The organism is Nocardioides pymetrozini (genome assembly GCF_046058985.1).
Lineage (GTDB): Bacteria > Actinomycetota > Actinomycetes > Propionibacteriales > Nocardioidaceae > Nocardioides.
Map to the genome: position 1 here is coordinate 2327791 of NZ_CP175556.1, position 24710 is coordinate 2352500.

General features: G+C 71.2%; 23 protein-coding genes. 3 read left to right on the forward strand and 20 right to left on the reverse strand.

All coding sequences use genetic code 11. The annotated features are described in order from the left end of the window. Positions 1-22: 22 nt before the first annotated feature. The 6 genes from ACJ5H2_RS11430 to ACJ5H2_RS11455 all read right to left on the reverse strand — a co-directional run bounded on the left by ACJ5H2_RS11430 (position 23) and on the right by ACJ5H2_RS11455 (position 8037). Positions 23-1039, reverse strand: coding sequence for an ABC transporter permease (locus ACJ5H2_RS11430; protein WP_408895510.1), 1017 nt, complete (start codon positions 1037-1039; stop codon positions 23-25). 95 nt (positions 1040-1134) lie between these two features. Then, entirely contained in the window at positions 1135-2871 is a 1737-nt protein-coding gene (locus ACJ5H2_RS11435; RefSeq protein ID WP_408895511.1) for an ABC transporter substrate-binding protein, read from the reverse strand. Between the two features lie 95 nt (positions 2872-2966). Then, positions 2967-4016, reverse strand: a complete 1050-nt coding sequence (locus ACJ5H2_RS11440; protein ID WP_408895512.1) for an ABC transporter permease — start codon at positions 4014-4016, stop codon at positions 2967-2969. A 126-nt stretch (positions 4017-4142) separates the two neighbouring features. After that, on the reverse strand, positions 4143-5906 hold the full coding sequence (aspS, locus tag ACJ5H2_RS11445; RefSeq protein WP_408899627.1) for an aspartate--tRNA ligase: 1764 nt from the start codon (positions 5904-5906) through the stop codon (positions 4143-4145). 14 nt (positions 5907-5920) lie between these two features. Beyond that, positions 5921-7297, reverse strand: a complete 1377-nt coding sequence (gene hisS, locus ACJ5H2_RS11450) for a histidine--tRNA ligase (RefSeq protein ID WP_408895513.1) — start codon at positions 7295-7297, stop codon at positions 5921-5923. 8 nt (positions 7298-7305) lie between these two features. Further along, positions 7306-8037 carry an MBL fold metallo-hydrolase gene (locus ACJ5H2_RS11455; protein ID WP_408895514.1) on the reverse strand — a complete coding sequence of 244 codons (732 nt, stop codon included), beginning with the start codon at positions 8035-8037 and terminating at the stop codon, positions 7306-7308. Between the two features lie 46 nt (positions 8038-8083). On the opposite strand from ACJ5H2_RS11455, the gene ACJ5H2_RS11460 reads away from it, so the two are divergent. Continuing rightward, complete coding sequence (locus ACJ5H2_RS11460) at positions 8084-9322, forward strand: DUF349 domain-containing protein (RefSeq protein WP_408895515.1); 1239 nt, start codon at positions 8084-8086, stop codon at positions 9320-9322. A 14-nt stretch (positions 9323-9336) separates the two neighbouring features. Here the strand turns inward: ACJ5H2_RS11460 and ACJ5H2_RS11465 are convergent, their stop codons facing one another. Further along, positions 9337-11367 carry an acyl-CoA dehydrogenase family protein gene (locus tag ACJ5H2_RS11465; RefSeq protein WP_408895516.1) on the reverse strand — a complete coding sequence of 677 codons (2031 nt, stop codon included), beginning with the start codon at positions 11365-11367 and terminating at the stop codon, positions 9337-9339. Positions 11368-11414: 47 nt separating this feature from the next. Between ACJ5H2_RS11465 and ACJ5H2_RS11470 the strand changes: the two genes are divergently transcribed. Next, positions 11415-12092: a class I SAM-dependent methyltransferase gene (locus tag ACJ5H2_RS11470; RefSeq protein ID WP_408895517.1), complete on the forward strand. Its 678-nt coding sequence runs from the start codon at positions 11415-11417 to the stop codon at positions 12090-12092. Here ACJ5H2_RS11470 and ACJ5H2_RS11475 read toward each other — a convergent pair. Genes ACJ5H2_RS11475 through ACJ5H2_RS11485 form a run of 3 tightly spaced genes read right to left on the reverse strand, consistent with a single transcriptional unit; the run spans position 12063 to position 15233 of the window. Next, on the reverse strand, positions 12063-13202 hold the full coding sequence (locus ACJ5H2_RS11475) for a prenyltransferase (protein WP_408895518.1): 1140 nt from the start codon (positions 13200-13202) through the stop codon (positions 12063-12065). The two genes, ACJ5H2_RS11470 and ACJ5H2_RS11475, sit on opposite strands and share 30 nt — an antisense overlap. Further along, the gene (locus ACJ5H2_RS11480) at positions 13199-13948 is read right to left on the reverse strand and encodes a class I SAM-dependent methyltransferase (RefSeq protein ID WP_408895520.1); all 750 of its coding nucleotides are present in this window, start codon (positions 13946-13948) and stop codon (positions 13199-13201) included. The genes ACJ5H2_RS11475 and ACJ5H2_RS11480 overlap by 4 nt, the downstream gene beginning before the upstream one ends. 1 nt (position 13949) lies before the next feature. After that, a complete protein-coding gene (locus ACJ5H2_RS11485) occupies positions 13950-15233 on the reverse strand; it encodes a glycosyltransferase family 4 protein (protein WP_408895521.1) in 1284 nt (427 codons plus the stop codon). A gap of 150 nt (positions 15234-15383) precedes the next feature. Between ACJ5H2_RS11485 and ACJ5H2_RS11490 the strand changes: the two genes are divergently transcribed. Further along, positions 15384-15995 carry a TetR family transcriptional regulator gene (locus ACJ5H2_RS11490; protein ID WP_408895522.1) on the forward strand — a complete coding sequence of 204 codons (612 nt, stop codon included), beginning with the start codon at positions 15384-15386 and terminating at the stop codon, positions 15993-15995. A 1-nt stretch (position 15996) separates the two neighbouring features. Here the strand turns inward: ACJ5H2_RS11490 and ACJ5H2_RS11495 are convergent, their stop codons facing one another. The 10 genes from ACJ5H2_RS11495 to ACJ5H2_RS11540 are packed head-to-tail and all read right to left on the reverse strand — an operon-like array spanning position 15997 to position 24707. Then, on the reverse strand, positions 15997-16779 hold the full coding sequence (locus tag ACJ5H2_RS11495) for an SDR family NAD(P)-dependent oxidoreductase (protein WP_408895523.1): 783 nt from the start codon (positions 16777-16779) through the stop codon (positions 15997-15999). Between the two features lie 2 nt (positions 16780-16781). Continuing rightward, on the reverse strand, positions 16782-17687 hold the full coding sequence (locus ACJ5H2_RS11500) for a 3-oxoacyl-ACP reductase (protein ID WP_408895524.1): 906 nt from the start codon (positions 17685-17687) through the stop codon (positions 16782-16784). Then, positions 17684-17884 (reverse strand): ferredoxin, encoded by a 201-nt coding sequence (locus tag ACJ5H2_RS11505; RefSeq protein ID WP_408895525.1) that lies wholly within the window; start codon positions 17882-17884, stop codon positions 17684-17686. Before ACJ5H2_RS11505 ends, ACJ5H2_RS11500 begins: the two co-directional genes overlap by 4 nt. Positions 17885-17910: 26 nt before the next feature. Further along, a complete protein-coding gene (locus ACJ5H2_RS11510; protein WP_408895526.1) occupies positions 17911-18378 on the reverse strand; it encodes a pyridoxamine 5'-phosphate oxidase family protein in 468 nt (155 codons plus the stop codon). Between the two features lie 6 nt (positions 18379-18384). Further along, on the reverse strand, positions 18385-19386 hold the full coding sequence (locus tag ACJ5H2_RS11515) for an NAD(P)/FAD-dependent oxidoreductase (RefSeq protein WP_408895527.1): 1002 nt from the start codon (positions 19384-19386) through the stop codon (positions 18385-18387). 19 nt (positions 19387-19405) lie between these two features. Continuing rightward, positions 19406-20218 (reverse strand): hypothetical protein, encoded by an 813-nt coding sequence (locus ACJ5H2_RS11520; RefSeq protein ID WP_408895528.1) that lies wholly within the window; start codon positions 20216-20218, stop codon positions 19406-19408. A 22-nt stretch (positions 20219-20240) separates the two neighbouring features. Then, complete coding sequence (locus ACJ5H2_RS11525; protein WP_408895529.1) at positions 20241-20849, reverse strand: hypothetical protein; 609 nt, start codon at positions 20847-20849, stop codon at positions 20241-20243. Continuing rightward, on the reverse strand, positions 20846-22117 hold the full coding sequence (locus ACJ5H2_RS11530; RefSeq protein ID WP_408895530.1) for an MCE family protein: 1272 nt from the start codon (positions 22115-22117) through the stop codon (positions 20846-20848). The genes ACJ5H2_RS11525 and ACJ5H2_RS11530 overlap by 4 nt, the downstream gene beginning before the upstream one ends. Beyond that, positions 22114-23481, reverse strand: a complete 1368-nt coding sequence (locus tag ACJ5H2_RS11535) for an MCE family protein (RefSeq protein WP_408895531.1) — start codon at positions 23479-23481, stop codon at positions 22114-22116. The genes ACJ5H2_RS11530 and ACJ5H2_RS11535 overlap by 4 nt, the downstream gene beginning before the upstream one ends. Continuing rightward, the gene (locus ACJ5H2_RS11540) at positions 23478-24707 is read right to left on the reverse strand and encodes an MCE family protein (RefSeq protein ID WP_408895532.1); all 1230 of its coding nucleotides are present in this window, start codon (positions 24705-24707) and stop codon (positions 23478-23480) included. The genes ACJ5H2_RS11535 and ACJ5H2_RS11540 overlap by 4 nt, the downstream gene beginning before the upstream one ends. Positions 24708-24710 lie beyond the last annotated feature (3 nt).

Consider the following 24710-nt stretch of genomic DNA (forward strand, 5'->3'; position numbering starts at 1 on the left):
CGAGCTTCCTCTCAGCCTGCCGTCACCCGAGCCGCACGCGCGGGTCGATCACGGCGTACAGCAGGTCCACGACGATGTTGGCCAGGATGACGAAGGTGGCCAGCAGCAGCACGAGGCCGACCAGGGTGGGCAGGTCGAAGTCGCTGTTGGCGAGCACGGCGAGCTTGCCGAGGCCGGGGTAGTTGAACACCGACTCGGTGATGATCGCTCCGCCGAGGAGGCCCGCGAAGTCGAGGCCGGCCATGGTCACGATCGGCGTGAGCGCGGCGCGCAGCGCGTGCTTGAAGGTGACCGTGCGCTCGGCCAGCCCCTTGGCCCGCGCGGTGCGGACGTAGTCCTCCTGGAAGGACTCGATGACATAGGAGCGCGTCATGCGCACGTAGGCGGCCATGAAGAACGCGGCGAGGGTGATCGCGGGCAGGATCAGGCTGGCCAGCCAGGCGCCGACGCCGCCGTCCGCGATCGAGGTGTAGCGGGGCAGCGGCACCAGCTCCCACTGGATCGCGACGAACTTGTAGAGCAGCAGGCCGACGAAGAAGGTCGGGAAGGCGTACGCCACCAGCGAGAGGCCGACGACGCCGCGGTCGATGACGGTGCCCTTCTTGAGGGCGGCGAGGACGCCGAAGAGCACGCCGCCGAGCATCCAGAGGATGAAGGCGGACACCGCGAGGGACAGCGAGACCGGGAAGGTCTCCTTGATCAGGTCGGTGACCGTCGAGCTGCGCTCGGTCGAGTAGCCCAGGCACGGGGCCGGGCAGTGCGCGATGGTCTGCGGAGCGGTCTCCCGCAGAGCGGGGTCGTCCGGGAAGTCACGGCCGGCGACGACGCCGACCGCGAAGTCCTTCCACTGGTCGTAGAAGGGGTCGTCGTACCCGAGGGCCGCCGAGGTCTCCTTCTTCTGCGCCTCGGAGCAGTTCTTGCCGCACGAGAAGTCGGCCGGGTCGATCGGTGAGGCGAAGAAGAGCGCGAACGTGACGATGCTCATCACGATCAGCATGATCACGCCGGTCACGATCCGGCGGATGGCGTAGGCAAGCACAGGAGACCTCTGAGGACGATGGGGGCCGGTGGGCACCGACAGTCGGGGGCCGCCGTGGTGGGCGGCCCCCGACCGTCACTTGGTTGAGCGGAGGATCAGTTCTCCACGCCGATCACGGCGAGGTCGGCGTAGCCGTTCACCGAGACGTTGTTGGCGTAGCCGGTGACCTTGCTTCCGTGCAGGAAGTTGAAGATCGTGATCTCCAGCGGGATGTAGGCGACGTCCTCACCCAGCTTGGCGTCGGCAGCGGCCCACTTCTCCGCCGCGGCGTCGAGGTCGGGCTCGGCGTACGCGTCGTCGATCAGCTGGTTGAGCTCCGGCCCACCGCGGTAGTTGCCGTAGTCGTTGCCGTTCGAGTCCCCGGTCAGGTTGATCCGGCTGTCGAAGAGCGGCGGGATGACGGTGCCGGCGGAGGCCCAGTCAGCACCCCAGCCGCCCCAGGTGACGTCGAAGTCGGCGTCCGGCTTCTGGATCACGGCGTAGTAGGTGTCCTCCAGCGGGTCGAGCTCGACCTCGAACCCGGCCGCGTCCCAGCCGGCCTTCAGAGCGGAGGCCTGCTTGTCGGAGGTGGGGGTGCCACCCGAGTAGGTGAACTTGATCTTCACCGGCTTCGGGGCCGAGCACTTGTCCAGCGCGGCCTTGGCGGCCTCCGGGTCGCCCTCGGGCGGGAGGTCGGCGAAGGCCGGGTTGGGCTTGTAGCCGGGGACGCTGGGGTTGATGACCGAGTCGGCGAGCGTGAAGTACTCCTCGCCACCACCGGCCTTGATCCAGGCGGCCCGGTCGGTCGCCAGCTTGAGCGCCTCGCGGCAGTTGGCGTCCTTGAAGACCGGGGAGTTGAAGTTCGGCAGCACGTAGTCGACGTACGGCGACTCCACCTGGGTGTAGCGGTCGCCCGCCTCGTCCTTGCGGTCGAACAGGGCCGGCGGGAGACGACGCTCGGTCACGGCGTACTGCGCGTCACCGGAGTCGGAGAGCAGCTGCTCGTAGATCGCCTCGTCGGTGTCACCCTCGCGGAAGTCCCAGGTGTCCGGGTAGGCCTTGCGGATGGGGTCGGTCGACTCGTCCCAGTTCTCGTTGCGCACGAACTTGCCGCCGGTGCCCTCCTTCCACTCACCCTCCAGCTTGTAGGGGCCGTTGGAGATGATCACGAAGTTGTTCGCGTCACCCTTGTCGAGGTCCTTGCGGTACGGGTCGAGGTAGCGCAGCTGGGCGATCGACAGCGGGAAGTCCGGCCACGCCTTCTTGAAGCGGTACGTGATCGTCTGGCCCTCGCAGGTGACGGCCTTGTCGAACAGGTCCTGGCCCTCGCCGGTGTAGGGGCCCTTGTAGGCCGGCAGGTCGTCCTTGCCGGTCGGGATGTCGAGGTAGGTGAACAGGTAGTTCGCCGGGCCGCCGATGATCACGTCGGTGGCGAAGTTGCGCGAGGCGCCGTACTTGAAGTCCTCGCAGGTGATCGGCTGGCCGTCCTCCCACTTGACGTCGTCGCGGACCGTGAACTGCCAGGTCTTGCCGCCGTCCTCGGTGGTGCCGGTGTCGGTCGCCAGGTCGGCCACCGGGGTCGTGCCCTCCACCGGGTCGTTCGACGCGGGCAGCGCGACGAGGCTGCGGTAGAAGAGCCGGCCCGAGTTGTTCAGGTCACGACCGATGTACATGCGCTGGGGGTCCCAGTGCTCGACGGTGCGCGGACCGACGAGGAAGACGGCCTCGCCGCCCTTCTCCGCCTTGGCGTTGCTGCTGCCGTTGTTGTCGTCGCCGCTGCCGCCGCCGCACGCGGCGAGCGTGGCCGCGAGCGCCGTGGCCGCTAGGGCGGCCAATGGCTTCTTGAAGGCCATTCAACTATCTCCTTTTCGGTGAGTGACGCCGGCCCCGGCCGGCGCCGCAGCGCTCCGCGTCCCGAATGTCGGCAGAGAGCTGGGTCTGGGGGTTCCTATCGGTGAGCCTTCGGGTCGAGGGCGTCGCGGGCGCCGTCGCCGACGAGGTTGAACACCACGACGATGAGAGCCAGCAGGATGCCCGGCAGGAAGAAGTAGGTCGGGTCGGCGCTGGTGAAGGTCACCGAGTCCGCGAGGATGTTGCCGAGGGTCGGCGTCGGCGGCCGGATGCCGACACCGAGGAAGTTGAACGCCGCCTCGGCCGAGATGTACGCCGGCACGAGGAGGGTCACGTAGACCAGGACCGGCGCCCAGACGTTGGGGAGCACCTCCCGGAAGTACAGCCGGCGCCGCGACGCGCCGAGCAGGCGGGCGGCCTCGATGAACTCGCGCTCGCGGATCGAGAGCACCTGGCCGCGCACCACGCGGGCGACCGGAGGCCAGCCGAAGGCGGCCAGGATGGCGATGACGTAGGCGCCGCCGGCGAGGTCACGGTCCTCGAGGAAGCCCAGGCCGGGGATCTCTGCGACGTTGCTGCGGATGAAGAGCACCGCGGGCGCCGACAGCGCCAGCAGCATCATCGTCTGGGGGAACGACAGCGTGAGGTCGATGATCCGGCCCACCGTCGCGTCGACGAAGCCGCCCGAGAAGCCGGAGATGATGCCGAGCACGACCCCGATCAGGATCGTCAGCAGGGTCGCCGTCAGCGCGATGCCGAGCGAGAACGTGATCGCCAGCATCAGCCGCGACAGCAGGTCGCGGCCGGTCGACGGCTCGACGCCGAACGGGTGGTCCCAGCTGACGCCGCCGAACCGGCCCTGCGGCGCCACGCCGGTGTCGGCGAGCAGGTCCTGGTTCAGGTCGTTGGGGTGGAGCACGTCGAGGGCGACCAGGATCGGCGCCAGGATCGCGCAGAGCACGATCAGGACCGAGAAGACGAAGGAGACCATCGAGAGCCGGTCGCTGCGGAAGCGCGCGATGGCCAGCTGCGTCGGTGACCGGCCGGCCACCTTGACGACGGAGTCGTCCTCGACCGGGTCGTCAGTCTCGTGGATCTCCAGCTCGGAGCCCGGGATCGTCATCTTCACCTCGTCGCCCTGCGTCACGGATGCGACGCGGGCCACAGGGGCCGCGCGCCGTCCGTGACACTAGGCGCACCTGGTGCGTCAAGGCGATAGCGACGCGGTAACGGTTTGGTCTCGACGCCCGGCAAAGCGTCCGGCCAGGGCGCCTCAGGCCTCGGTTTCCTCCGCCGGACGGGCGTCCACACCGGCTTCCTTCCGCTGTTGCGCCGTGATCGGCGCGGGCGCGGCCGTGAGCGGGTCGTAGCCGCCGCCGGTCTTCGGGAAGGCGATCACGTCGCGGATCGACTCGGTGCCGGCGAGCAGTGCCACCACGCGGTCCCAGCCGAAGGCGATGCCGCCGTGCGGCGGGGCGCCGTACTTGAAGGCCTCCAGGAGGAAGCCGAACTTCTCCTCCGCCTCCGCCTCGCCGATGCCCATCACCTCGAAGACCCGCTTCTGGACGTCCTCGCGGTGGATACGGATCGACCCGCCGCCGATCTCGTTGCCGTTGCAGACGATGTCGTAGGCCCAGGCCAGCGCGTTGCCGGGGTCGGCGTCGAAGGCGTCGAGGTCCTGCGGGCTGGTGAACGCGTGGTGCACCGCGGTCCACGCTCCCCCGCCGACCGCCACGTCGCCCGCCGCAGTGGCGTCGTCGGCGGGCTCGAAGAGCGGCGCGTCGACGACCCACAGGAAGCTCCACGCGTCCTCGTCGATCAGGCCGGTGCGGCGGCCGATCTCCAGGCGGGCGGCGCCGAGCAGCGCCCGCTGGGGCTTCGGCAGGCCGGCCGCGAAGAAGACGCAGTCGCCCGGCTGCGCGCCCACGTGGGCGGCCAGGCCGGCCTTCTCCTCCTCGGAGATGTTCTTCGCCACCGGACCGGTGAGCTCGCCGTCCTCCTGGACCAGGACATAGGCCAGCCCCTTCGCACCGCGCTGCTTGGCCCATTCCTGCCAGGCGTCCAGCTGCTTGCGCGGCTGGCTCGCACCGCCCGGCATCACCACGGCGCCGACGTACGGCGCCTGGAAGACGCGGAACGGGGTGTCCTTGAAGTACTCGGTGCACTCGACGAGCTCCAGCCCCATCCGCAGGTCGGGCTTGTCGGAGCCGTAGCGGGCCATAGCCTCGGCGTAGGTCATCCGCGGCAGCGGGAGCGGGACGTCGTAGCCGACGAGCTTCCACAGCGCCGCGACGATCTGCTCGCCCAGGGCGATCACGTCGTCCTGGGTCACGAAGCTCATCTCGATGTCGAGCTGGGTGAACTCCGGCTGACGGTCGGCCCGGAAGTCCTCGTCGCGGTAGCAGCGCGCGATCTGGTAGTAGCGCTCCATGCCGGCGACCATCAGCAGCTGCTTGAACAGCTGCGGGCTCTGCGGCAGGGCGTACCAGCTGCCGGGCTGGAGGCGGGCGGGCACCAGGAAGTCGCGCGCGCCCTCCGGGGTGCTCCGGGTCAGCGTGGGCGTCTCGATCTCGACGAAGTCGTGCGCCGCGAGCACGTCGCGCGCCGCCTTGTTGACCTGGCTGCGCAGGCGGATCGCGTTGCCCGGAGCGCTGCGGCGCAGGTCGAGATAGCGGTGCTTGAGGCGGACCTCCTCCCCCACGTCCACGTGGTCGCTGATCGGGAAGGGCAGCGGGGCCGCGGCACTGAGCACCTCGACGTCGCTGGCGACGACCTCGATCGCGCCGGTGGGGAGGTTCGGGTTCTCGCGCCCCTCGCCGCGCGCGACGACCTCGCCGGTGACCTTGATGCAGAACTCGGAGCGCAGGCTGTGGGCGACGTCCTCGTCGCGGACGACCACCTGGACGACACCGCTGGCCTCGCGCAGGTCGATGAAGGCCACACCGCCGTGATCGCGCCGGTTGGCCACCCACCCGGCGAGGGTGACGACCTGGCCGACGTGCTCGGCGCGGAGGTCGCCGGCACTGTGCGTCCTCATTGGGAGGTTGCGGATCACGGAGTTTCCCCTTCAGAGGTGGTGTGGGTGGCGGTGACGACCTGCGGGCGCAGGTCCTCGGTCGGAGCCTTCCAGGTCGCCGGATCGGCGGCGACCTGGTGTCCGGAGCGGATGTCCTTGACCTCCCCCTGGTCCGGGAACCAGACGTAGGGGATGCCGCGGCGCTCGGCGTGCCGGATCTGCTTGCCGAACTTCGCCGCGTTGGGGGCGACCTCGCACGGGACGCCGTTGGCCCGCAGCGCGGTCGCCACGGCGTCGGCCTCGGACCGCGCCTCCTCGCTGGTGACCGCCACGAGGACGACGCTGGGCACCGAGCGGCTGCTGGTCAGCTCGCCCCGCTGGATGAGGGTCACGAGGAGCCGGCTCAGCCCGAGGGAGATGCCGACGCCCGGGTAGGTCGTCCGGCCGTCGGAGGCGAGCGCGTCGTACCGGCCGCCGGAGCAGATCGAGCCCAGCGACTCGTAGCCGTCGAGACGGGTCTCGAACACGGTGCCGGTGTAGTAGTCGAGGCCGCGCGCGATGGACAGGTCGGCGACGATCCGGGTGCGCTCGGTGACCAGGGGCGCGCAGGCGCGCACGAGGGTGGCCAGCTCGTCGAGGCCCTCGTCGAGGAGCTGGCTCTCGACGCCGAGCGCGCGCACCTGCGCGACGAAGGAGTCGTCGGTGGCGCGGATGGTCGCGAGCGTCAGGGCCTTGTCGGCCTGCTCCTCGGTGACGCCGGCCTCGGCGAGGAGGAGGGCGCGCACCTGGGCGGTGTCGAGCTTGTCGAGCTTGTCGACCAGGCGCATCACCTCGTCGATGGCGTCCCCGTCGAGGCCGAGACCGGTGTAGAAGCCCTGGATCAGCTTGCGGTTGTTGACCTGGAGGCGGAAGCCGGGCAGGCCGATCGAGTCAGGGTGGGCGAGCCGGCTCAGCGCCTCGAGCATCACCCGGGCCACCTCGACGTCGTGGTGGAAGGGCAGTACGTCGCGTCCGACGATGTCGATGTCGGCCTGGGTGAACTCGCGGAAGCGGCCCTCCTGCGGCCGCTCGCCGCGCCACACCTTCTGCACCTGGTAGCGGCGGAACGGGAACTCCAGCTTGCCGGCGTTCTCCAGCACGTAGCGGGCGAAGGGCACCGTGAGGTCGAAGTGGAGGCCGATGCCGGCGTCCTTCCCGGACTCCTCCTCCTGGAGCCGGCGCAGCACGTAGACCTCCTTGGACGTGTCGCCCTTGCGCAGCAGCTGGTCGAGAGGCTCGACGGCGCGGGTCTCGACGTTGGCGAACCCGTGCAGCTCGAACGTCCGGGCCAGGGTGGCGATCACCTCCTGCTCGACGAAGCGCTGGGCGGGCAGGAGCTCGGGGAATCCGCTGAGCGGCGTGGGCTTGGCCATGTGTCGTGTCACAGTCCTCGGGTGACCCGGCCGGCAGCGCCGTGGGAGCCGGAGTCGAGCAGGTCGAGCAGGAAGGGGTTGGTCGCGCGCTCGCGGCCGATGGAGGTCTGCTCGCCGTGGCCGGGCAGTACGACGACGTCGTCGGCGAGCGGCAGCACCTTCGTGGCCAGCGAGCGCAGCATCTTCGCATGGTCGCCGCCGGGCAGGTCGGTGCGGCCGATCGAGCCCTGGAAGAGCAGGTCGCCCGAGAACATCACCTCGGAGATGTCGGGCCCGTCGGACACGTGCTCCCACGGCGTCCGGAAGGTCACCGAGCCCTCGGTGTGGCCCGGCGTGTGGTCGACGACGAAGCGGAGGCCGGCCAGCTCGAGCGTCGTGCCGTCGGAGAGCTCGGCGACGTCGTCGGGCTCGGTGAAGGTGTAGTCGCCGCCGAGCAGCATGCCCGCCGACTCGCGTGAGATCCCGGCCATCGGGTCGGACAGCAGGTGCCGGTCGTCCGGGTGGATCCACGCCGTGGCGTCGTAGGCACCGGCGACGGGGGTCACCGACCACATGTGGTCGATGTGGCCGTGGGTGAGCAGGACGGCCACCGGCTTGAGCCGGTGCTCCCGGACGACCTCGGCGACACCGTCCGCGGCGTCCTTGCCCGGGTCGATCACGACGCACTCGGCGCCGGGTGCCGTGGCCGCGACATAGCAGTTGGTGCCCCATGGTCCGGCGGGGAAAGCGGCGATCAGCACCGACCCAGCCTATCGAGGGCGTCGGCTGTGATTAGCATGGGCCACTGTGACTACCTCCGACTGGGGCCGCGTCGGTGACGACGGCACCGTCTACGTGAAGACGACCGACGGCGAGCGAGCGGTCGGGCAGATGCCCGACGCCACGCCCGAGGAGGCTCTGGCCTTCTACACCAAGCGGTACGACAACCTCGCTCTCGAGGTGGACCTGCTCCACCAACGGGTGCTGACCGGCGTGCTCTCGCCCGAGGAGGCGACCGCCTCGGTCAAGCTCGTGCGCGAGCAGCTCGTCGACGTCCACGCGGTCGGAGACATCGCGGCCCTGGTCCGCAAGCTCGACGAGCTCGGCCCGGTCATCGCCAGCCAGCGTGAGGCCCGCCGCGCGGCCAAGGCGCAGCGGGTCGCCGACGCGCGCGCGGAGAAGGAGCGCCTGGCCGGGGAGGCCGAGAAGATCGCCAGCGGCCGGGACTGGCGCAACGGCGCCAACCGGCTGCGCGAGCTGCTCGAGGAGTGGAAGAAGCTCCCCCGCATCGACAAGGCGGCCGACGACGAGCTCTGGCGCCGGTTCTCCTCGGCGCGCTCGGCGTACACCAAGGCGCGCAAGGCGCACTTCGCCGAGCAGGACGAGAAGCGCGAGGGTGCCCGCGTGATCAAGGAGCGCCTGGTCCAGGAGGCCGAGGCGCTGGCCTCCTCGACCGACTGGGGCCCCACCTCGGGCCGCTATCGCGACCTGATGCGCGACTGGAAGGCCGCCGGGCCGGCCCCCAAGGCGGTCGACGACGAGCTGTGGCGTCGCTTCCGTGGCGCCCAGGACACCTTCTTCGGCGCCCGCGACGCGGCCAACGCGGCGATGGACACCGAGTTCGCCGCGAACGCCGAGGTGAAGGAGGGCCTGCTCGTCGAGGCCGAGGCGATCCTCCCGGAGCTGGAGCGCACCGGGGACGTCGCCGCCGCCAAGGCCGCCTTCCGCGTCGTCGCCGACAAGTGGGACGAGGCCGGCAAGGTGCCCCGCGACCGGATCAAGGACCTCGAGGGCCGCATGCGGGCCGTCGAGCAGGCCATCCGCAAGGCCGAGGACGACCAGTGGCGGCGCAGCGACCCCGAGAAGTCCGCTCGCGCCGAGGACATGGTCTCCAAGCTGGAGGCCGCCATCGCCGAGGCCGAGGCCAAGCTCGAGGCGGCCCGCGCCCGCGGCGACGCGAAGAAGGTCCGCGAGCTCGAGGAGAACCTCGAGGGGCGCCGGTCCTTCCTGGAGATGGCGAAGAAGGCGTCGGCCGACTACCGGTGAGCCGCGGCTGAGGGCTACCTCGGCAGGCCGAGGATCCGCTCGCCGGCGACATTGCGCAGGATCTGCGTGGTGCCGCCGGCGATCGAGAGGCAGCGCGTGTTGAGCTGCTCCCAGAGGTCGGCGGCCAGGGGCGCACCGGACTCCTTGCCGATCGGGCCGACCACGGCGAGGGCGTCGCCCTGCAGCCGGACCACCAGCTCGGAGGAGTCCTGCCGGCTGCGGACCCCCAGCAGCTTCGCGACGCTCGACTCCGCCCCGGGACCGTGCCCGCCGAGCGCGCGCAGGGTCGTCCGGACGCCCAGCAGGGCGCACACGGTGGCCAGCGCGACCTGGCGGCCCACCTCGACCCGCTCGACCGGCCCGAGCTCCCCGGTCGCGGCCAGCTCGACGGCACGCTCGACGCTCTTGGTCAGCCGGGCGCTCGCCATGGCGACGCGCTCGTTGGCCAGGGTGGTCCGCGCCAGCCGCCAGCCGTCGCCCGGCTCGGCGACGACGCAGTCGTCCGGGACGAAGACCTCGTCGAGGAAGACCTCGTTGAACAGCGCCTCGCCGGTGATCTCCCGCAGCGGCCGGACCTCGATGCCTGCCGAGCGCATGTCGACGAGGAAGTAGGTGATCCCCTTGTGCTGGGGGGCGTCGGGGTCGGTGCGCGCCAGGCAGATCCCCCAGTCGGCACGCTCGGCGACCGACGTCCACACCTTCTGCCCGGACAGCGACCAGCCGCCGTCGACGCGCTCGGCGCGGGTGCGCAGCGAGGCGAGGTCGGAGCCGGATCCGGGCTCGGAGAACAGCTGGCACCAGGTGAGCTCGCCGAGCAGTGACGGACGCACGAAGCGCTCCCGCTGCGCGTCGGTGCCGTGGGCCAGGATCGTCGGCACCGCCCAGCCGGCGATGACCAGATCGGGCCGGGCCACCCCTGCCCTGGCGAGCTCCTGGTCGATGACGATCTGCGTCGTGGGGTCGGCCCCGAGGCCGTACGGGGCGGGCCAGTGCGGCGTCAGGTAGCCGGCGTCGACCAGCGCCGCGCGCTGCTCGCCCGGCGGCAGGGCCGCGATCCGTTCGGCGATCGTCCGCGCCTCGGGGCGGATCGCCTCGTCGCGACCCTCCAGGTCCACCTCGACCCGGCGTCGTACGCCGCTCACTGCGGCGGCGGTGACCCGCTCGGCCGCGGCGGACGCCGGTCCTGCCAGCGCGCGCAGGGCCAGGGCCCGGCGCAGGTAGAGGTGGGCGTCGTGCTCATAGGTGAAGCCGATCCCGCCGAGCACCTGGATGCAGGCCTTGGCGACCTCGACCGCTCCGTCGAAGCAGACGACATGGGCGACCTCTGCGGAGAAGGCCCACTGCTCGGTGTCGTCCGCGTCCGCCGCGGCGGCCGCGTCCCAGGCCGCGGCCGTGACCGCCTCCGCCGTCTCCAACATCTCGGCGCACAGGTGCTTGACCGCCTGGAAGGAGCCGATCCGCTGCCCGAACTGCTCGCGCACCTTCGCGTAGTCGACGGCCGTCTCCAGGCACCAGCGCGTGACGCCGGCCGCCTCGGCCGCGGCGAGCGTGAGCGCCAGCAGGCGCCGACCCGGCTCCCCCGTCGCCGCGTCCCTGGCGTCGTCGTCCGTGACGCGCCCGTGCCGGGCGCTGAGGTCGACCCCGACCTCGGGCGTCACCGTGCCACCCGCCAGCAGCAGGTGCTCGGTGGCCGCGCCGCCGTCCCAGACCACGCCGCCGGGTCGCACCTGCACGCCGTACCAGCCGGGCCTGCCGGTCAGGGCGCCACCGATCGCGGCGCCCAGGAGCCCGCCGGGCACGAGCTCGTGGGCGCAGGCCTCGAGGGCGACCGCCTGGTCGAGGACCGTCCCTCCCCCGCCGCCGGCCGACTCCGGTACGGCGATCGCCGCGACGCCCATCTCCTCCGCGGCGGCGCGCACGTCCGCGAAGGAGGCGACCGGGTCCCCCTCCGCCGCGCGGACGGCCGCCAGCGGCGACAGGCTGGCCGCCCACTTGCGCAGGCTGTCGGCGAGCTCGACCTGCTCGTCGGTGATCCCGATCGACATGATGCTCCTCCAACTAGAACGTGTTCTAACTCTACTAGAGTGTCCGGATGCCCGACACCATGCCGTCCGAGCTCCTGGACCACGCCCGTCGCGCCAAGGGCTTCATGCCCGAGGACGAGGGAGCCCTGCTCCACCGGATCGCACTCGAGCGGCTTCCGCACGGCCCGGCGCTGGAGGTCGGCACCTACTGCGGCAAGTCCGGGATCTATCTCGGCGCGGCGGCGCAGCAGGTCACCCGGGCCTCGGGGACCACGGCGGTGGTCTTCACCGTCGACCACCACCGCGGGTCCGAGGAGAACCAGGCCGGCTGGGAGCACCACGACGCCAGCGTCGTCGACCCCGAGCTCGGCCTGATGGACACCCTGGGCCAGTTCCGCAGGAACATCGCGCGCGCGGGCCTGGAGGACCACGTGGTCGCGGTCGTCGGCCAGTCGACGACCGTCGCTGCGCACTGGCGCACGCCGCTCTCGCTGCTGTTCATCGACGGCGGGCACGGCGAGGAGCCGGCGCGGGCCGACTTCCGAGGCTGGGCGCACTGGGTCGAGGCCGACGGCTATCTCGCCATCCACGACGTCTTCCCCGATCCCGCCGACGGCGGCCGGCCGCCCTACGAGCAGATCTACCTGCCCGCCCTCGCCGGCGGCGCCTTCACCGAGGTGACCGCGGTCGGCTCGCTGCGGGTGCTGCGCCGGACCTCAGGCGCGGCCGGCGACCCGGTCGCCTGAGGGGCACGCGCACTCCAGCGCGATCTCGTCGAAGTGGGGCGCCAGCGAGGTGCCCCGCATGATCCCGGAGCCCGGTGTCGCGTGTCCGTAGGTCTCCCCCAGCGCGTCGACGGCGAGCACCACCGCGGCGGCGGTGTACGTCGTGTGCTCGTGCGGCCAGTGCACGTCGCGGGGCTCGTCGGGGGGCGCAGGATGGGCCGGGTCGGCGTAGACCCAGCCGGTCCAGTAGCGCCCGTCGTCCTCCCGCAGGTGCTGCACGTCGCTCAGCAGCGCCAGCGCCTGCTTGCTCGACGCCGGGTCGCCCAGCACGTCGAGCGCCATGACCAGCTCGCAGGTCTCGGCCCCGGTCACCCAGGGGTTGGTGTCGACGCAGCGGATCCCGAGGCCCGGGACCACGAAGTCCTCCCAGCGCCGGTCCAGCAGCCGGCGTGCGGCGTCGCCGCGCACCGGGCCGCCCAGCACCGGGTAGTACCAGTCCATGGAGTAGGTCGACTTGTCCGCGAAGCGGTCGGCGTGTGCCCGCACCGCGTGGCCGAGGCGCCCGCCCACGAGCTCCCACTCGGGCTGCGGGTCGTCCATCAGGTCCGCGAGGGCCACCCCCGCCCGGAGCGAGTGGTAGATGCTCGAGTTGCCGGTGAGCAGGCAGAAGTCGTCCTCCGGAGTCCAGCGGATGCCGCCGAAGGGCTCCTGCAGGGAGACCACGAAGTCCAGGCCGGCGCGCACCGAGGGCCAGTAGCGCTCGACGAACCGGATGTCGCGACGCACCAGCCAGTGGTGCCACAGGCCCACGGCGAAGTACGCCGACATGTTGACCTCGCCGCGCTCGTCCTCGACGGCGCCGTCGACGATCTTCATCGGCCACGAGCCATCGGAGCGCTGCATCGTGGGGATCCAGGCATAGGCGCGCTCGGCAGCCTCGACCTGGCCGCCGACGAGCATCGCCATGGCCGCCTCGACGTGGTTCCAGATGTCGACGTGCTCGCCGGTGGTCCACGGTACGGCGCCGCACGGCTCCTGCATGGCCGCGATGGCCGCCGCGGTGTCCGCGACCTGCTGCGCGCTCAGCACCCCGTCGACGTACGGCAGCCGGCTCAGCGGCACCTCGCTCACGCCGCCTCCGGCTTCCGGAAGTAGAGCACCATGCTCTTGCCGATGAGCGGGTCCAGCACCTTGCCCGCGAGCCGCAGCGCCGCGGGCTGCTTCATGATCTCCCAGACCAGCAGCCGGTGATAGGCCTTCGCGAGCGGGTGGCCGTCGTTCTCGACGCCGACGGCGCACTTGATCCACCAGTAGGGGGTGTGCAGGCCGTGGGTGTGGCTCTTGCCCTCGAAAACCATCGCCGCGCCCGGCGTGCCGTCGTTGAACCGTCCGCCCTTGGTGACCTTGTCGATGAGCTCCAGGTCGGTGTAGATGCGGATGTGGCCACCCTCGGCGTTGTGGTAGTCGGCGGAGAGCCGCCAGTTGACCACCTCGGGGAGCCAGCGCGGCACGGTCACCGCGAGGGTCCCACCGGGGCGCAGCACGCGGATCAGCTCGCGGATCGCCGCGACGTCGTCGTGGATGTGCTCGAGCACCTCCGAGCACACGATGCGGTCGAACTCGCCGTCGGCGAACGGCAGCGCGAGCGCGTCGCCCTGCTTGACGTCGGCCTCGGCGCCCGCGGGGACCTCGCCGGCCTCCTTCATCGCGACGAAGAGGTTGCGGACGTTCTCCAGTTCCTCGGCATCGAGGTCGAAGGCGATCACGTCCGCCCCGCGGCGGTACATCTCGAAGCTGTGGCGCCCCGCCCCGGCGCCCATGTCGAGGACGCGGTCTCCGGGCTTCAGGCCCAGTCGGTCGAAGTCAACGGTCAGCATCTCAGTTCTCCTCGGCCTCGTACTCGGCGATCACGTTCTCGAGCACGGCCGCGGTGCTCGCCGCGACAGCGCTCCAGCTGAACAGCTCCTTGACCCTGCGGCGGCCCGCGGCCCCCATCGTGGCGCGACGACCGGGGTCGTCGAGCAGGCCCGCGAGGGCGGTCGTCAGGGCTCCCACGTCGCCCGGCTCCACCACGTCGGCGCACAGACCGTCGGGACCGACGACCTCCGGGATGGCTCCGGCCCGCGAGACCACCAGCGGCGTCTCGCACGCCATCAGCTCCGCGGTCGGCAGGGAGAACCCCTCGTAGAGCGAGGGCACGCAGGCGACCTCCGCGGAGCCCATCAGTGCGACCAGCTCGTCGTCGGTGAGCCCGTTGGCGAACGAGACGTGCTCGGCGATGCCCAGCCTCTCGATCAGCTTCTCGGTGACCCCGCCCTCCTTGGGCTTGGTGACCAGGACGAGCTCCAGCTCGCGCTCGGTGACCAGCTTGGCGAAGGCCTCGAGGAGCACCGAGATGCCCTTGAGGGGCGCGTCGGCGCTGGCCATGGCGAGGATGCGGCCGGGAACGCGCGGCTCGGTGGGCGGCGCGAACCGGTCGTCGACGCCCAGCAGGATCGTCTCGATGCGCGCCGGGTCGACCTTGAACTCGCGTACGACGTCGCGCTTCGACGACTCCGACGGCACGATCACCCGGCGCAGCCGAGGCGCCGTGCGCTTCTGCTGGCCGAGGAAGGAGTACCAGCGCCAGACGCCGATCTTCGGCAGCTCGAGCCGCCAGCGGGCGCCGTGCTTGCGCTTGGCCCACACGGCGGAGGCCAGCTCGATGCGACGGTCCATCGTGATCGGATGGTGGATCGTCGCCACCAGCGGCAGGCCGATGCCCGCGCGGTCCTCGACGGCGAGCAGCGGGGTGGCCAGCGTCTGGTTGTCGAGGACGACGTCGAACTCGTCGCGACGCGCCCGGAGCTGCTTCACGACGCGCTTGCTGAAGGTGAGCGGCTCGGGGAACGCCCCGCTGCGCATGGTCAGCCACTCCTCGACGTCGACCAGGTCCCGGAACTCGCTCGGTCGCGGGTTGCGGAACTCGTCACCGGGTCGGTAGAGGTCCAGGCTCGGCACCTTGGTGAGCCCCACGCCCTCGTCGAGGTCGGGATAGGGCTGGCCGGAGAACACCTCGACCGAGTGGCCGAGCGCCACCAGCTCGCGGGTGAGCCGGCGGATGTAGATCCCCTGCCCACCGACGTGCGGCTTGCTGCGATAGGACAGCATCGCGATTCGCATCAGGTACCTCTCCCCATTTCGAGCTCCCGGGGAGCATGACCGAAACAAAAACGTAGTGGAACGTGTTCCAAATTATGCGCTACCTGCCGGTAGCCTATCGACTGGGTCCACAACAGCCCGCCTCGTCACAGCAATCCAGGGGGACAATCCGTGACCATCGCGAACCCGTCCACGTCCGACGATCTCGGATCGGCCGCACAGCGGGAGCGCCGCAAGCGAATCCTCGACGCGACCTACGAGCTGGCCCGCTCGGGAGGCTTCGACGCGGTGCAGATGCGTGCGGTGGCCGAGCAGGCCGACGTCGCGCTGGGGACCCTGTACCGCTACTTCCCCTCCAAGATCCACCTGCTCGTCTCGGCGCTCGGCCGCCAGTTCGACGAGGCGGCCGCCCGGCTGAACGAGCGCGAGATCCCGGGCGACACCCAGGCCGAGCGCGTGCTGTACGTCCTCAAGCGGATGGCCCGCGGCATGCAGGGCGACCCCAAGCTCACCGAGGCCCTGACCCGGGCGTTCATGTTCGCCGACAGCAGCGTGACCAACGAGATCCACGTCGTCGGCATGGCGATGACCTCGATCGTAACCCATGCGATGCACGGCGGCGTCCCCGACGAGGGCACGCTCACCGAGGAGGACGTCGCCATCGCGCGCGTCATCGGCGACGTGTGGCTCTCCGCCCTCGTGTCGTGGGTGACCGGCCGCTCCACGGCCGCGGAGACCGCGGCGCACATGGAGACGGCCGTCCACCTGATCCTCCGCGACTGACTCAGGCACCGAAGGCGTGCGTGCTGGTCACGCCGCCGTCGACGGCGATCTCGGCGCCGTTGATGTACGACGACTCGTCGCTGGCGAGGAAGACGTAGACCGGCGCGATGTCCTCGGGGGTGCCGACACGACGCAGCGGCACCTTGCTGGCGCCGTACTCCATCGCGGCGTCGCCGCCGTGCACCCGTGTCATGGGGGTGTCGATCATGCCGGGGTGCACCGAGTTCACTCGGATCCCCCGCGGGCCGAGCTCCATCGCGGCGCACTTCGTCATGCCCCGGATCGCCCACTTCGTGGCGGCATAGGCGGTGCAGGACGGCATGCCGGCCAGACCCTCGACGGACGAGGCGTTGATGATCGAGCCACCACCCGCCTTGCGCATGGTGCGGCTGACCGCCTGCATGCCGAGGAAGCAGCCCAGCTGGTTGACGCGCCAGAGCAGCTCGACCTCGTCGGCGGGCATCCGCTCGATGTCGCCGAAGCGCAGGATGCCGGCGTTGTTGGCCAGCACGCTCACCGGGCCGAACCGGCCGGCGGTGTCCTCGACCAGCGACGCCCACGAGGCGGCGTCGCTCACGTCGTGGTGCGCGAAGTGGACCCGGCCGGCACCGCTGCCCCGGCCGAGCTCGTCGGCCAGCGCCTGCCCCTGCTCCTTGGCGACGTCGGCGATGACGACGCTCGCCCCCTCGGCCACGTAGGCGCGGGCGATCTCGGCGCCTTGGCCCATCGCACCGCCGGTGACGATCGCGATCTTGCCCGTGAGGCGTCCCTCGGCTCCACTCATGGTCACACCGTCAGCTTCATGATCGAGTCGGCCGCGAAGCCGTCGTGGGGGTCGCGTCCGGCGAAGAAGCCGCCGAGCTGCTTGTCGAGGTCCTCGGCGGTCCACAGGTCGCCGGAGGCGTCGAAGCGCTCCGCGACGACCGGCGCGGCCACGACGGCGACCATGCCGCCGTACACGACCATGACCTGCCCGGTGATCCGCTCCGCGGCGGGCGAGGCGAGATAGGCCACCAGCGGTGCGACGTGCTCGGGCGAGTAGGGGTCGACCGCCTTGCCGGACTGGTCCTCCCCGAACACCTGGGCCGTCATCGCGGTGCGGGCGCGCGGGCAGATCGCGTTGGCGCGCACCCCGATCTTCGCCAGCCCGCGGGCGGTGGACAGGGTCAGCGCGGCGATCCCGGCCTTGGCCGCCGCGTAGTTGGCCTGGCCCGGCGAGCCGCCGAGGAACGCCTCGGACGCGGTGTTGACGATGCTGCCGTAGACCGTGCCGCTCTCGCTCTCCTTCGCCTTGCCGCGCCAGTACGCCGCAGCGTTGCGCGAGAGCAGGAAGTGCCCGCGTAGGTGGACCGCGATGACCGCGTCCCACTCCTCGTCCGCGAGGTTGAAGAGCATCCGGTCGCGGGTCATGCCGGCGTTGTTCACGACGATGTCGAGGCCGCCGAGCCGGTCGACGGCCGCGGCCACCATGGCGTCGGCCGTGGCGCGCTCGCTGACGTCGCCCGGGACGACGACCGCCTCCCCGCCGAGGGCGCGGATCTCCTCCGCGGCCTCGTCGCCGGCGCCGGGAAGGTCGTTGACCACGACCCGGGCCCCCGCGCGGGCCAGGGCGAGTGCCTCGGCGCGGCCGAGCCCGGCGCCCGCCCCGGTGACGACGGCGACCTTGCCGTCGAGGCTGGTGCCGCTGCTCATGCGTCGTCCTCCACGAGGGTGATGGCAGCGCGCGGGCAGGCCGCGACGGCGCGCTTGACGTCGTCGATGTTCTCGTCGGTGGTGTGCTCGGTGGCGAGCTGGAGGAAGTCGTCGTCGTCCAGCTCGAACACCTCCGGAGCCATGGCCTCGCACAGGCCGTTGGACTCGCACAGGTCGAAGTCGACCTTGATCTTCATCGCTGCATTGCCCCTATCGAATCTGGTCAGGTCATCTTCCGGTGGTCCCAGGACGCGACGCGGTCGGGATGGATGATGACGCCCACCCGCTTGGTCGCCTGCTTCTGCACGGCCTGCATGCCGATCTCCCCGAGCGACTCGAACGAGTCGGCGCCGACCATGCGGGTCGCGACGGCCGAGCCGATCTCGAAGATCCGGTCGGGGTCGCGGACGATCTCGGCGCGCCCCTCGATCGAGACGCCCCGCAGCTCGAAGTAGTCGGTGCCGTCCTCGACGAGCGCGGTCACCCGGTCGTCGCGCTCGAGGTTGAGGACCTTCTGGCTGCGGCCGTAGGTCCAGAAGGCGATCTTCGCCTCCTGCACCACGTAGAAGAGGGTGGTGAGGTGCGGGAAGCCGTCGCGCCCGTTGGCCGCGACCTGCACCTTGAGGTTCTCCTCGAGCAGGCCCTGCACCTCCGCGGGAGTCAGCTTGACCTGGTCTCGTCCCGTGCTCATCTGTGCTCAGCTTCCTTCCGAGGAGTGACCGGGGAACACGTGGGCGGACGGGTCGATGACCACGGCCGCGTTGTTGACGGCCGTCGCGGCCTCGCCGAAGCCGACAGCGATCAGGCGCACCTTCCCGGCGTACTCGGTGATGTCGCCCGCGGCGAAGACCCGCGGCAGCGAGGTGCGCATCGACGCGTCGACGACGACATGGCGACGGTGCGTCTCCAGTCCCCACCGCTGGAGCGGGCCGAGGTCGGCGATGAAGCCCAGCGCCGCCACCACGGCCTGTGCGGGCAGCACCTGGGTCACGCCGTCGACGCTCAGCTCGACCTCGGCGAGCGGGCCGGCCGTGCCGCCGTCGGCGTCGCGCAGCGCGGCTACCTCCGCACGCGTCACGATCCGCGCCGAGGAGGAGCGCACCTGCTCGACCGTGCGCTGGTGCGCGCGGAAGGCGTCGCGGCGGTGCACCAGCGTGACCGAGCGCGCGATCGGCTCGAGATGGATCGCCCAGTCGAAGGCGCTGTCGCCCCCGCCGACGATGACCACGTCCCGGTCGCGATAGGGCTCGAACGCAGGGACGAAGAACTCCACGCCGCGGCCGATCCAACCCTCGGCGGCCGGCAGCGGGCGCGGGCTGAAGGTGCCGATCCCGGCCGTGACGACCAGCGCCTTGGCGCGGACCTCGCTGCCGTCGTCCAGGCGGAGGGTCAGGCCGTCGTCGTCGGTCGCCAGGTCGGTCGCCGTGCGACCGAGCAGCAGCTCCGGCTTGGCGCTCATCGCCTGGGCGACCAGCCCCTCGACGAGCTCGCGGCCCTTGACGCTCGGGAAGCCGGCGACATCCAGGATGGCCTTCTCCGGGTACATCGCGGTGATCTGGCCGCCGAGCTCCGGCAGGGAGTCGACCAGCGCCACGCGCATCCCCCGGAAGCCGGCGTAGTAGGTGGCGAACAGACCGGTCGGTCCGGCACCGACCACGGCGAGGTCGCAGTCCACGATGCTCTCCTCCGGGGTGGCCACGACAGAACTGTAACGTGTTCTAGTTCGTCTTGTCTTGCTCTGCCTCGTCCTTCTGGACGGAGGCCGACGGGTCGTCGGTGTCGAGCCGGTCGACGAGCCAGCCGTGGTCGGTGTGGACCATCGTGACCAGCACCCGGTACGGCGTCACGACGGTCTCCTTCTCGCCGTCGCGCTCCCGCTCGACGACCTGGTTGAGGAAGACCAGCGCCTCCAGCCGGGTGCGGTTCGCCCGCACCACGCCCTGGGCCACGACGCTCGCCTTGACGACGAGCTTCTGGGCGACGCCCTGCTCCTTCACGTCGCCGATCGTCTTGAGATAGTCCTTCTCGTAGCGCTCGGTGGTCAGCTCGACGGCGCGGGCCACCTCCTCGTCGTACTTCGCGTAGTCGACGGAGACGAGCTCCTGCGCCGCCTTGGCCGCGGCCTCGACGCCGTCGCGCCACTGGAGCGCGGGCGCCACGACCGGTCGCCCCCGGGGCACGGTCAGGCTGCTGCTCCCCTCGGCCGGCGGAACCGGGTCCTCGTCGTCGCCGAAGCGGTCGACCGCGAGGAGGACGAACTCGGCCACGAGCGCGATCGTGACCAGGGCGAGCACGGCGATCAGCACCCGGGTGGTCCGCGGCCGGGCCAGCAGGCCGGGACGGTCCTCCTCCGCGGCGTCGTCCTGTACCGGCTCGTCCAGCGGGTCGTCCACCGGCTCGTCGAACGGCTCGTCGGGCTGCTCGTCGGGCCGCTCGTCGCCGGCCGGGCGGGCGGCCTGGCCGGCGATCCGGCGCGGCCGCGGGGTCTGCCCACGGGAGCTGGCGGGCTTGCGGGGGGTGGGGCGGCTCATCTCGTCCTCGTTCTGCGCGTCGTCAGCCGAGCGCGACGTACTGGAGGTCCTTGGTCAGCCAGCGACCGTCCTCCAGCACCAGCTCGAGCTGGATGCGGTAGTTGCGGGCCTCCGGCTGGAAGTCGGTGGTCTTGTTCCGCACGGTGCCGCTGGTGGCGACGATGGCCGTCGCCGTGTCCTCGTCACCGGCGACCAGACCTGCCCAGACCACCTCGGCGTCCATGTCCGACTGTGCCTCGGTGGCGAGCTTCTCCAGGTCCTTCGCGCCCTTGCTGTACTGCTCGAGGAAGGTCCCCGTGGACATCGACTTGACCGCCTCGATCGTGCGCGCGGGCTCCTCGAAGTCGAAGTTCACGAAGGCCGTGACCATCTTGGTCGCGGCCTCGAGCTGCTCGGCCGTTCGCTTCTGCTCCGCGTCGCTCGCGAGCGGGACGGCCTCGACCAGGCCGCGGCCGACGTCCTGGCCGGCGCCCGGGACCACGTCGGTGCCGTTGACCTCGTTGTCCGAGGTGCTGACGTGGAGGTAGAGCAGCAGCAGCGCCACGCACCCGCACACGACCGTGGCCGCGTAGAGGGCGATGTTGAGGCGGACGCGGCTCCTGTCCTGCGCCGCCGGCTGGCTCGGGGTCACTTGCTCGCCACCGGACCGACCAAGAGCCACTTCCACGCATCCCCTCCCAGGACGGACAGGTCCTCCGGCTGCCGCAGCTGGACCGGACTCCCCTCGGTGTCGACCAGCCCCGGCACCTGGCCGGTGGACGGGTCGTAGGTGCCACTGTAGACGCGTCCGGGCGAGGCGCGGTTCTTCCGGTTGCCCGGCGCGTACTTGCTGCCCCTCATGACGTACGGCGGTCCCGCCGTGCAGCTCACGTCGGCGGCCGGCGCGTCGGTGAGATCCTGGGTCGAGCGCCACTCCGAGGGCGGGACGTAGCCCTGGGTGCACGGCGGCACGCTGTAGTCGAACTGCAGGTTCACGTGACCCCAGCCGTCCGCGGTGCTGCCGGTCGGGCCGCCCGCGATGAGCGCCGGGTAGGTGACCAGCAGCTGCTCGATGCCGTCGAGCTCGCTGACCAGGACCTGGTCGACGGTGATCAGGTCGCCCAGCAGGACGGGGATCGTCGGCTCGAGCTCCTCGAGCAGCCGGGTCAGCGCGCGCGCCGCCCCGGGCGTGGCGGTCAGCACGGCGCGCAGGTCGCCGTCGCTGCCCCGCAGGGCCGTGGTGAGGGTGTTGAGGTCCGCGGCGAAGCGCCGGATGTTCTCCTTCTGTCCCTGCTGGGTCTGCAGCACCGCGAGCCCGCTGTCGAGCAGCTGGATCGTCTCGTCGGTGTGCGCGCTGGCCTCGGCGATGAAGGCCGAGCCGCCGTCGAGGAGCTTCTGCAGGTCGGCGCCGGTGTCGGTGAACATCAGCCCGAGCTCCTCGACGACCTGCTCGAGGTTCTCCTTGTCGACGGAGCCGACGAAGCGGTTGAGGTCGACGAGCAGGTCCCCCTCGTCGACCGGAAGCGCGTCCGCGCCGGCGGTGAACCGGGCGCCGTCCTCGGCGTAGGGCCCGTCGACGTCGGCGGGCTGGAAGTCCAGGTACTGCTCGCCCACCGCCGAGAGGTTGTGCACGAACATCTGCGAGTCGAGCGGCAGCCGGGTGTCCTCCTCGAGGTCCAAGGTCAGGTCGACGCCGTCCTCGGTGGTGTCCATCTTCGCGACCCGGCCGATCTTGACGCCGCGGTAGGTGACCTCGCTGCCCTCGAAGAGGCCCCCGGAGCCGGGCAGGCTCGCCGTCACGGTGATGTTGCGCCCGGTGACGCGGTCGACGACGCCCAGGTAGCTCGCGGCGATGTAGGTGATGCCGACGGCGCTGAGCGCGACGAACGCCATCAGGCGGATCCGCACACCCCTGCTCATGCCGCGCCCCCGCCCAGAAGGCCCTCGGTGGACGTGCGATGCGCCGAGGGCTGGGCGCCGGTGAGTCCCTTGAGCAGGCCGCCGAGCGGGCCGTCGGGACCAAGCAGCCCGTTGGCGCCGCCGAGGAGCCCGCCGAGGTCGAGGTTCGGCAGCGAGGTGAGCAGCTTGCACACGGGGCTGTTCTTGATCTGCGGGTCCTGGCACTTGGCCTGCAGGTCCGCGAGCAGGTTGACGTCGCTGAGCACCTTGAGGCAGGCCGCGCTGGTGAGGCTGCCGCTCTTGAGACACTGGCTCACCTGGTTGAGCACCTCGCCGAGGTCGGGCAGCTGGATCTCCGGCAGCCCCAGGGTCTTGTAGAGGTTGGCGAAGTCGAGGTCGGCGCGGATGATCGTGTCGGCGTAGTCGCCCTGCACGATGTTGTTGGCCGCCTGCGGGAACGGGAAGCTCACCAGGAGGTTCAGGCCGGGCGCCAGCTGCTCGTCGGCCTCGGTGAGCCGGCGCAGGATCGGGCTGAGGTCCTCCAGCATGCTCAGCACGTCCTCCTTGCTCGCGTTGATGACCCGGGTGCCGACCTCGCCGAGGCGGTCGAGCGAGCCCAGCATCGCTATCAGCTCGTCGTGCTGGGCGGCGAGCACGTCGATGGCGGGCCCGACCGCGTCGAGGGCGTCGCCGATGGTCTTCCTCTCGGCGTTCAGCGTGGAGGTGAGGTTGTTGAGCGACTCCAGCGCGGAGATGATGTCGAGCTTCTGCTGGTCGATGGTTCCCACGACCGCGTCGAGCGAGGACAGCAGGCTGCGCAGCCGGTCCTCGCGACCGGCCATCACCAGGTTGGCCTCCCGGGTGATGGTGCCCAGCTGGGCGACGCCTCCCCCGCTGAGCAGGAAGGACAGGGCCCCGAGGACCTCCTCGACCTCCGGGTTGCGCCCGGTCATCGGGAGGGCGATCTCGTCGCCCTGGCCCAGCCGACCGGACGGCGCCTCCTGCTGCGGGGCCTCGAGCGCGACGTACTTCTCGCCCAGCAGCGACACCTGCCGGATGTCGGCGATCGCGTTGTCGGGCAGCGCGACGTCGTCGCGCAGCCGCAGCGTCACCTTCGCGTTCCACCCCGCCCGCTCGACCTCGGTGACCTCGCCCACGACGACGTCGTCGACCATCACCGGCGAGCGCGGCACCACGTTGAGGACGTCCCTGAAGTACGCCGTCACCTCGAACGCCTCGTCCGCGTCGACCGGGTGCCCCGGCAGGGGCAGGTCGTAGGCGCCGTCGAAGCTGCTGCAGCCGGTGAGCAGCGCCGTGCCGAGCAGGAGCGCGAGCGCCTTGCGCCAGGGAGAGGTCCGCGGGCGGGAACGAGCGGCGCTGGTCACGAGCCACCTCCGAGCAGGGTCTGGACCGAGGCGTCCGCGCCGGTCGAGTACGACACCTCCGCCACGTCGGGCACCCGGACGCCGTCCTTGGCGGCCGCCTGGCGCGGCAGGTAGCTCTTGTACTCCGGCGGGAGCCACGGGAGCTTGGTGAGGATCGGCTCGATCAGCTTCTCGACCAGGGAGCAGGCGGTGTCCTTGAGCGCGGGCGGCATCGACGGGTGCTGCTGGATGAACGCGCACACGACTCCGTCGACGTCCCAGACCAGACCGCCGATCGCCATCCGGGAGTTCTGGCTCCCGCTGACGTGGTCGAAGCCCATGGCCAGGTTGCCCATCGCGACCGGGGCGACCCGCACGGCCGTCTCGATGTTCTCCCGCTCCGAGGCGATGGTGGTCATCACCTCGGTGAGCTTGCGGACGTCGGCGACGAGGGCGTCGCGGTTGTCGCGGACGAAGCCCTTCACGCTGCCGACGGCCTTCGCGACGGCGGCCACGGCCCGCTGCAGCTCGTCGCTCTCCTCCGCCAGCATCGCCGAGACCCCGGTGAGGTCCTGCATGAACGCGCGCACCAGCGTGTCGTTCTCGGCGAGGGTGGAGGTGAACTTCGCGAGCTGGGTGACCGTCTCGAAGAGCGGCCCCGCCCCGTCGCCGAAGGTCTCGGCGGCCTTCGCGAGGTCGCGGATCATCTGGTTGCCCCGGGCACCCTGGCCGCCGAACGCCTTGGTGCCGGCCTGGAGCAGGTTGTCGAGCGTCCCGTCGGCGTTGACGCCGTTGGGTCCGAGCGCGCGGGTCAGCGCCTGGAGGCTGCCGTAGATCCGGTCCAGCTCCACCGGCACGGCGGTCTCCGGCAGCGCGATGTCCGCGCCGTCGGCCAGCACGTCGCCGCCGCGGAACACCGGCGTGAGCTGGACGAACCGGTCGGCCACGAGGGTCGGGGTCACGATGACCGCCTGCGCCTTCGCCGGGACCTTGTACGACGCGTCGTACTCCATCTCGACGCGCACCGAGTTGCCCTCCGGGATGACGGCCGTCACCTTGCCGACGTTGACGCCGAGGATCCGCACGTCGGTGCCCTCGTAGACGCTGACCGCGCGCGGGAAGTGGGCGGTGACCGTCTTGGTCTCTGCGGGTGAGCGGACCAGGTTGAGCACGACGGCGAGCAGCAGCACGACGCCGACGACGACCAGCACCCGGCGGTCGATGCGCTTGAGCACGGTGGACACCATCGC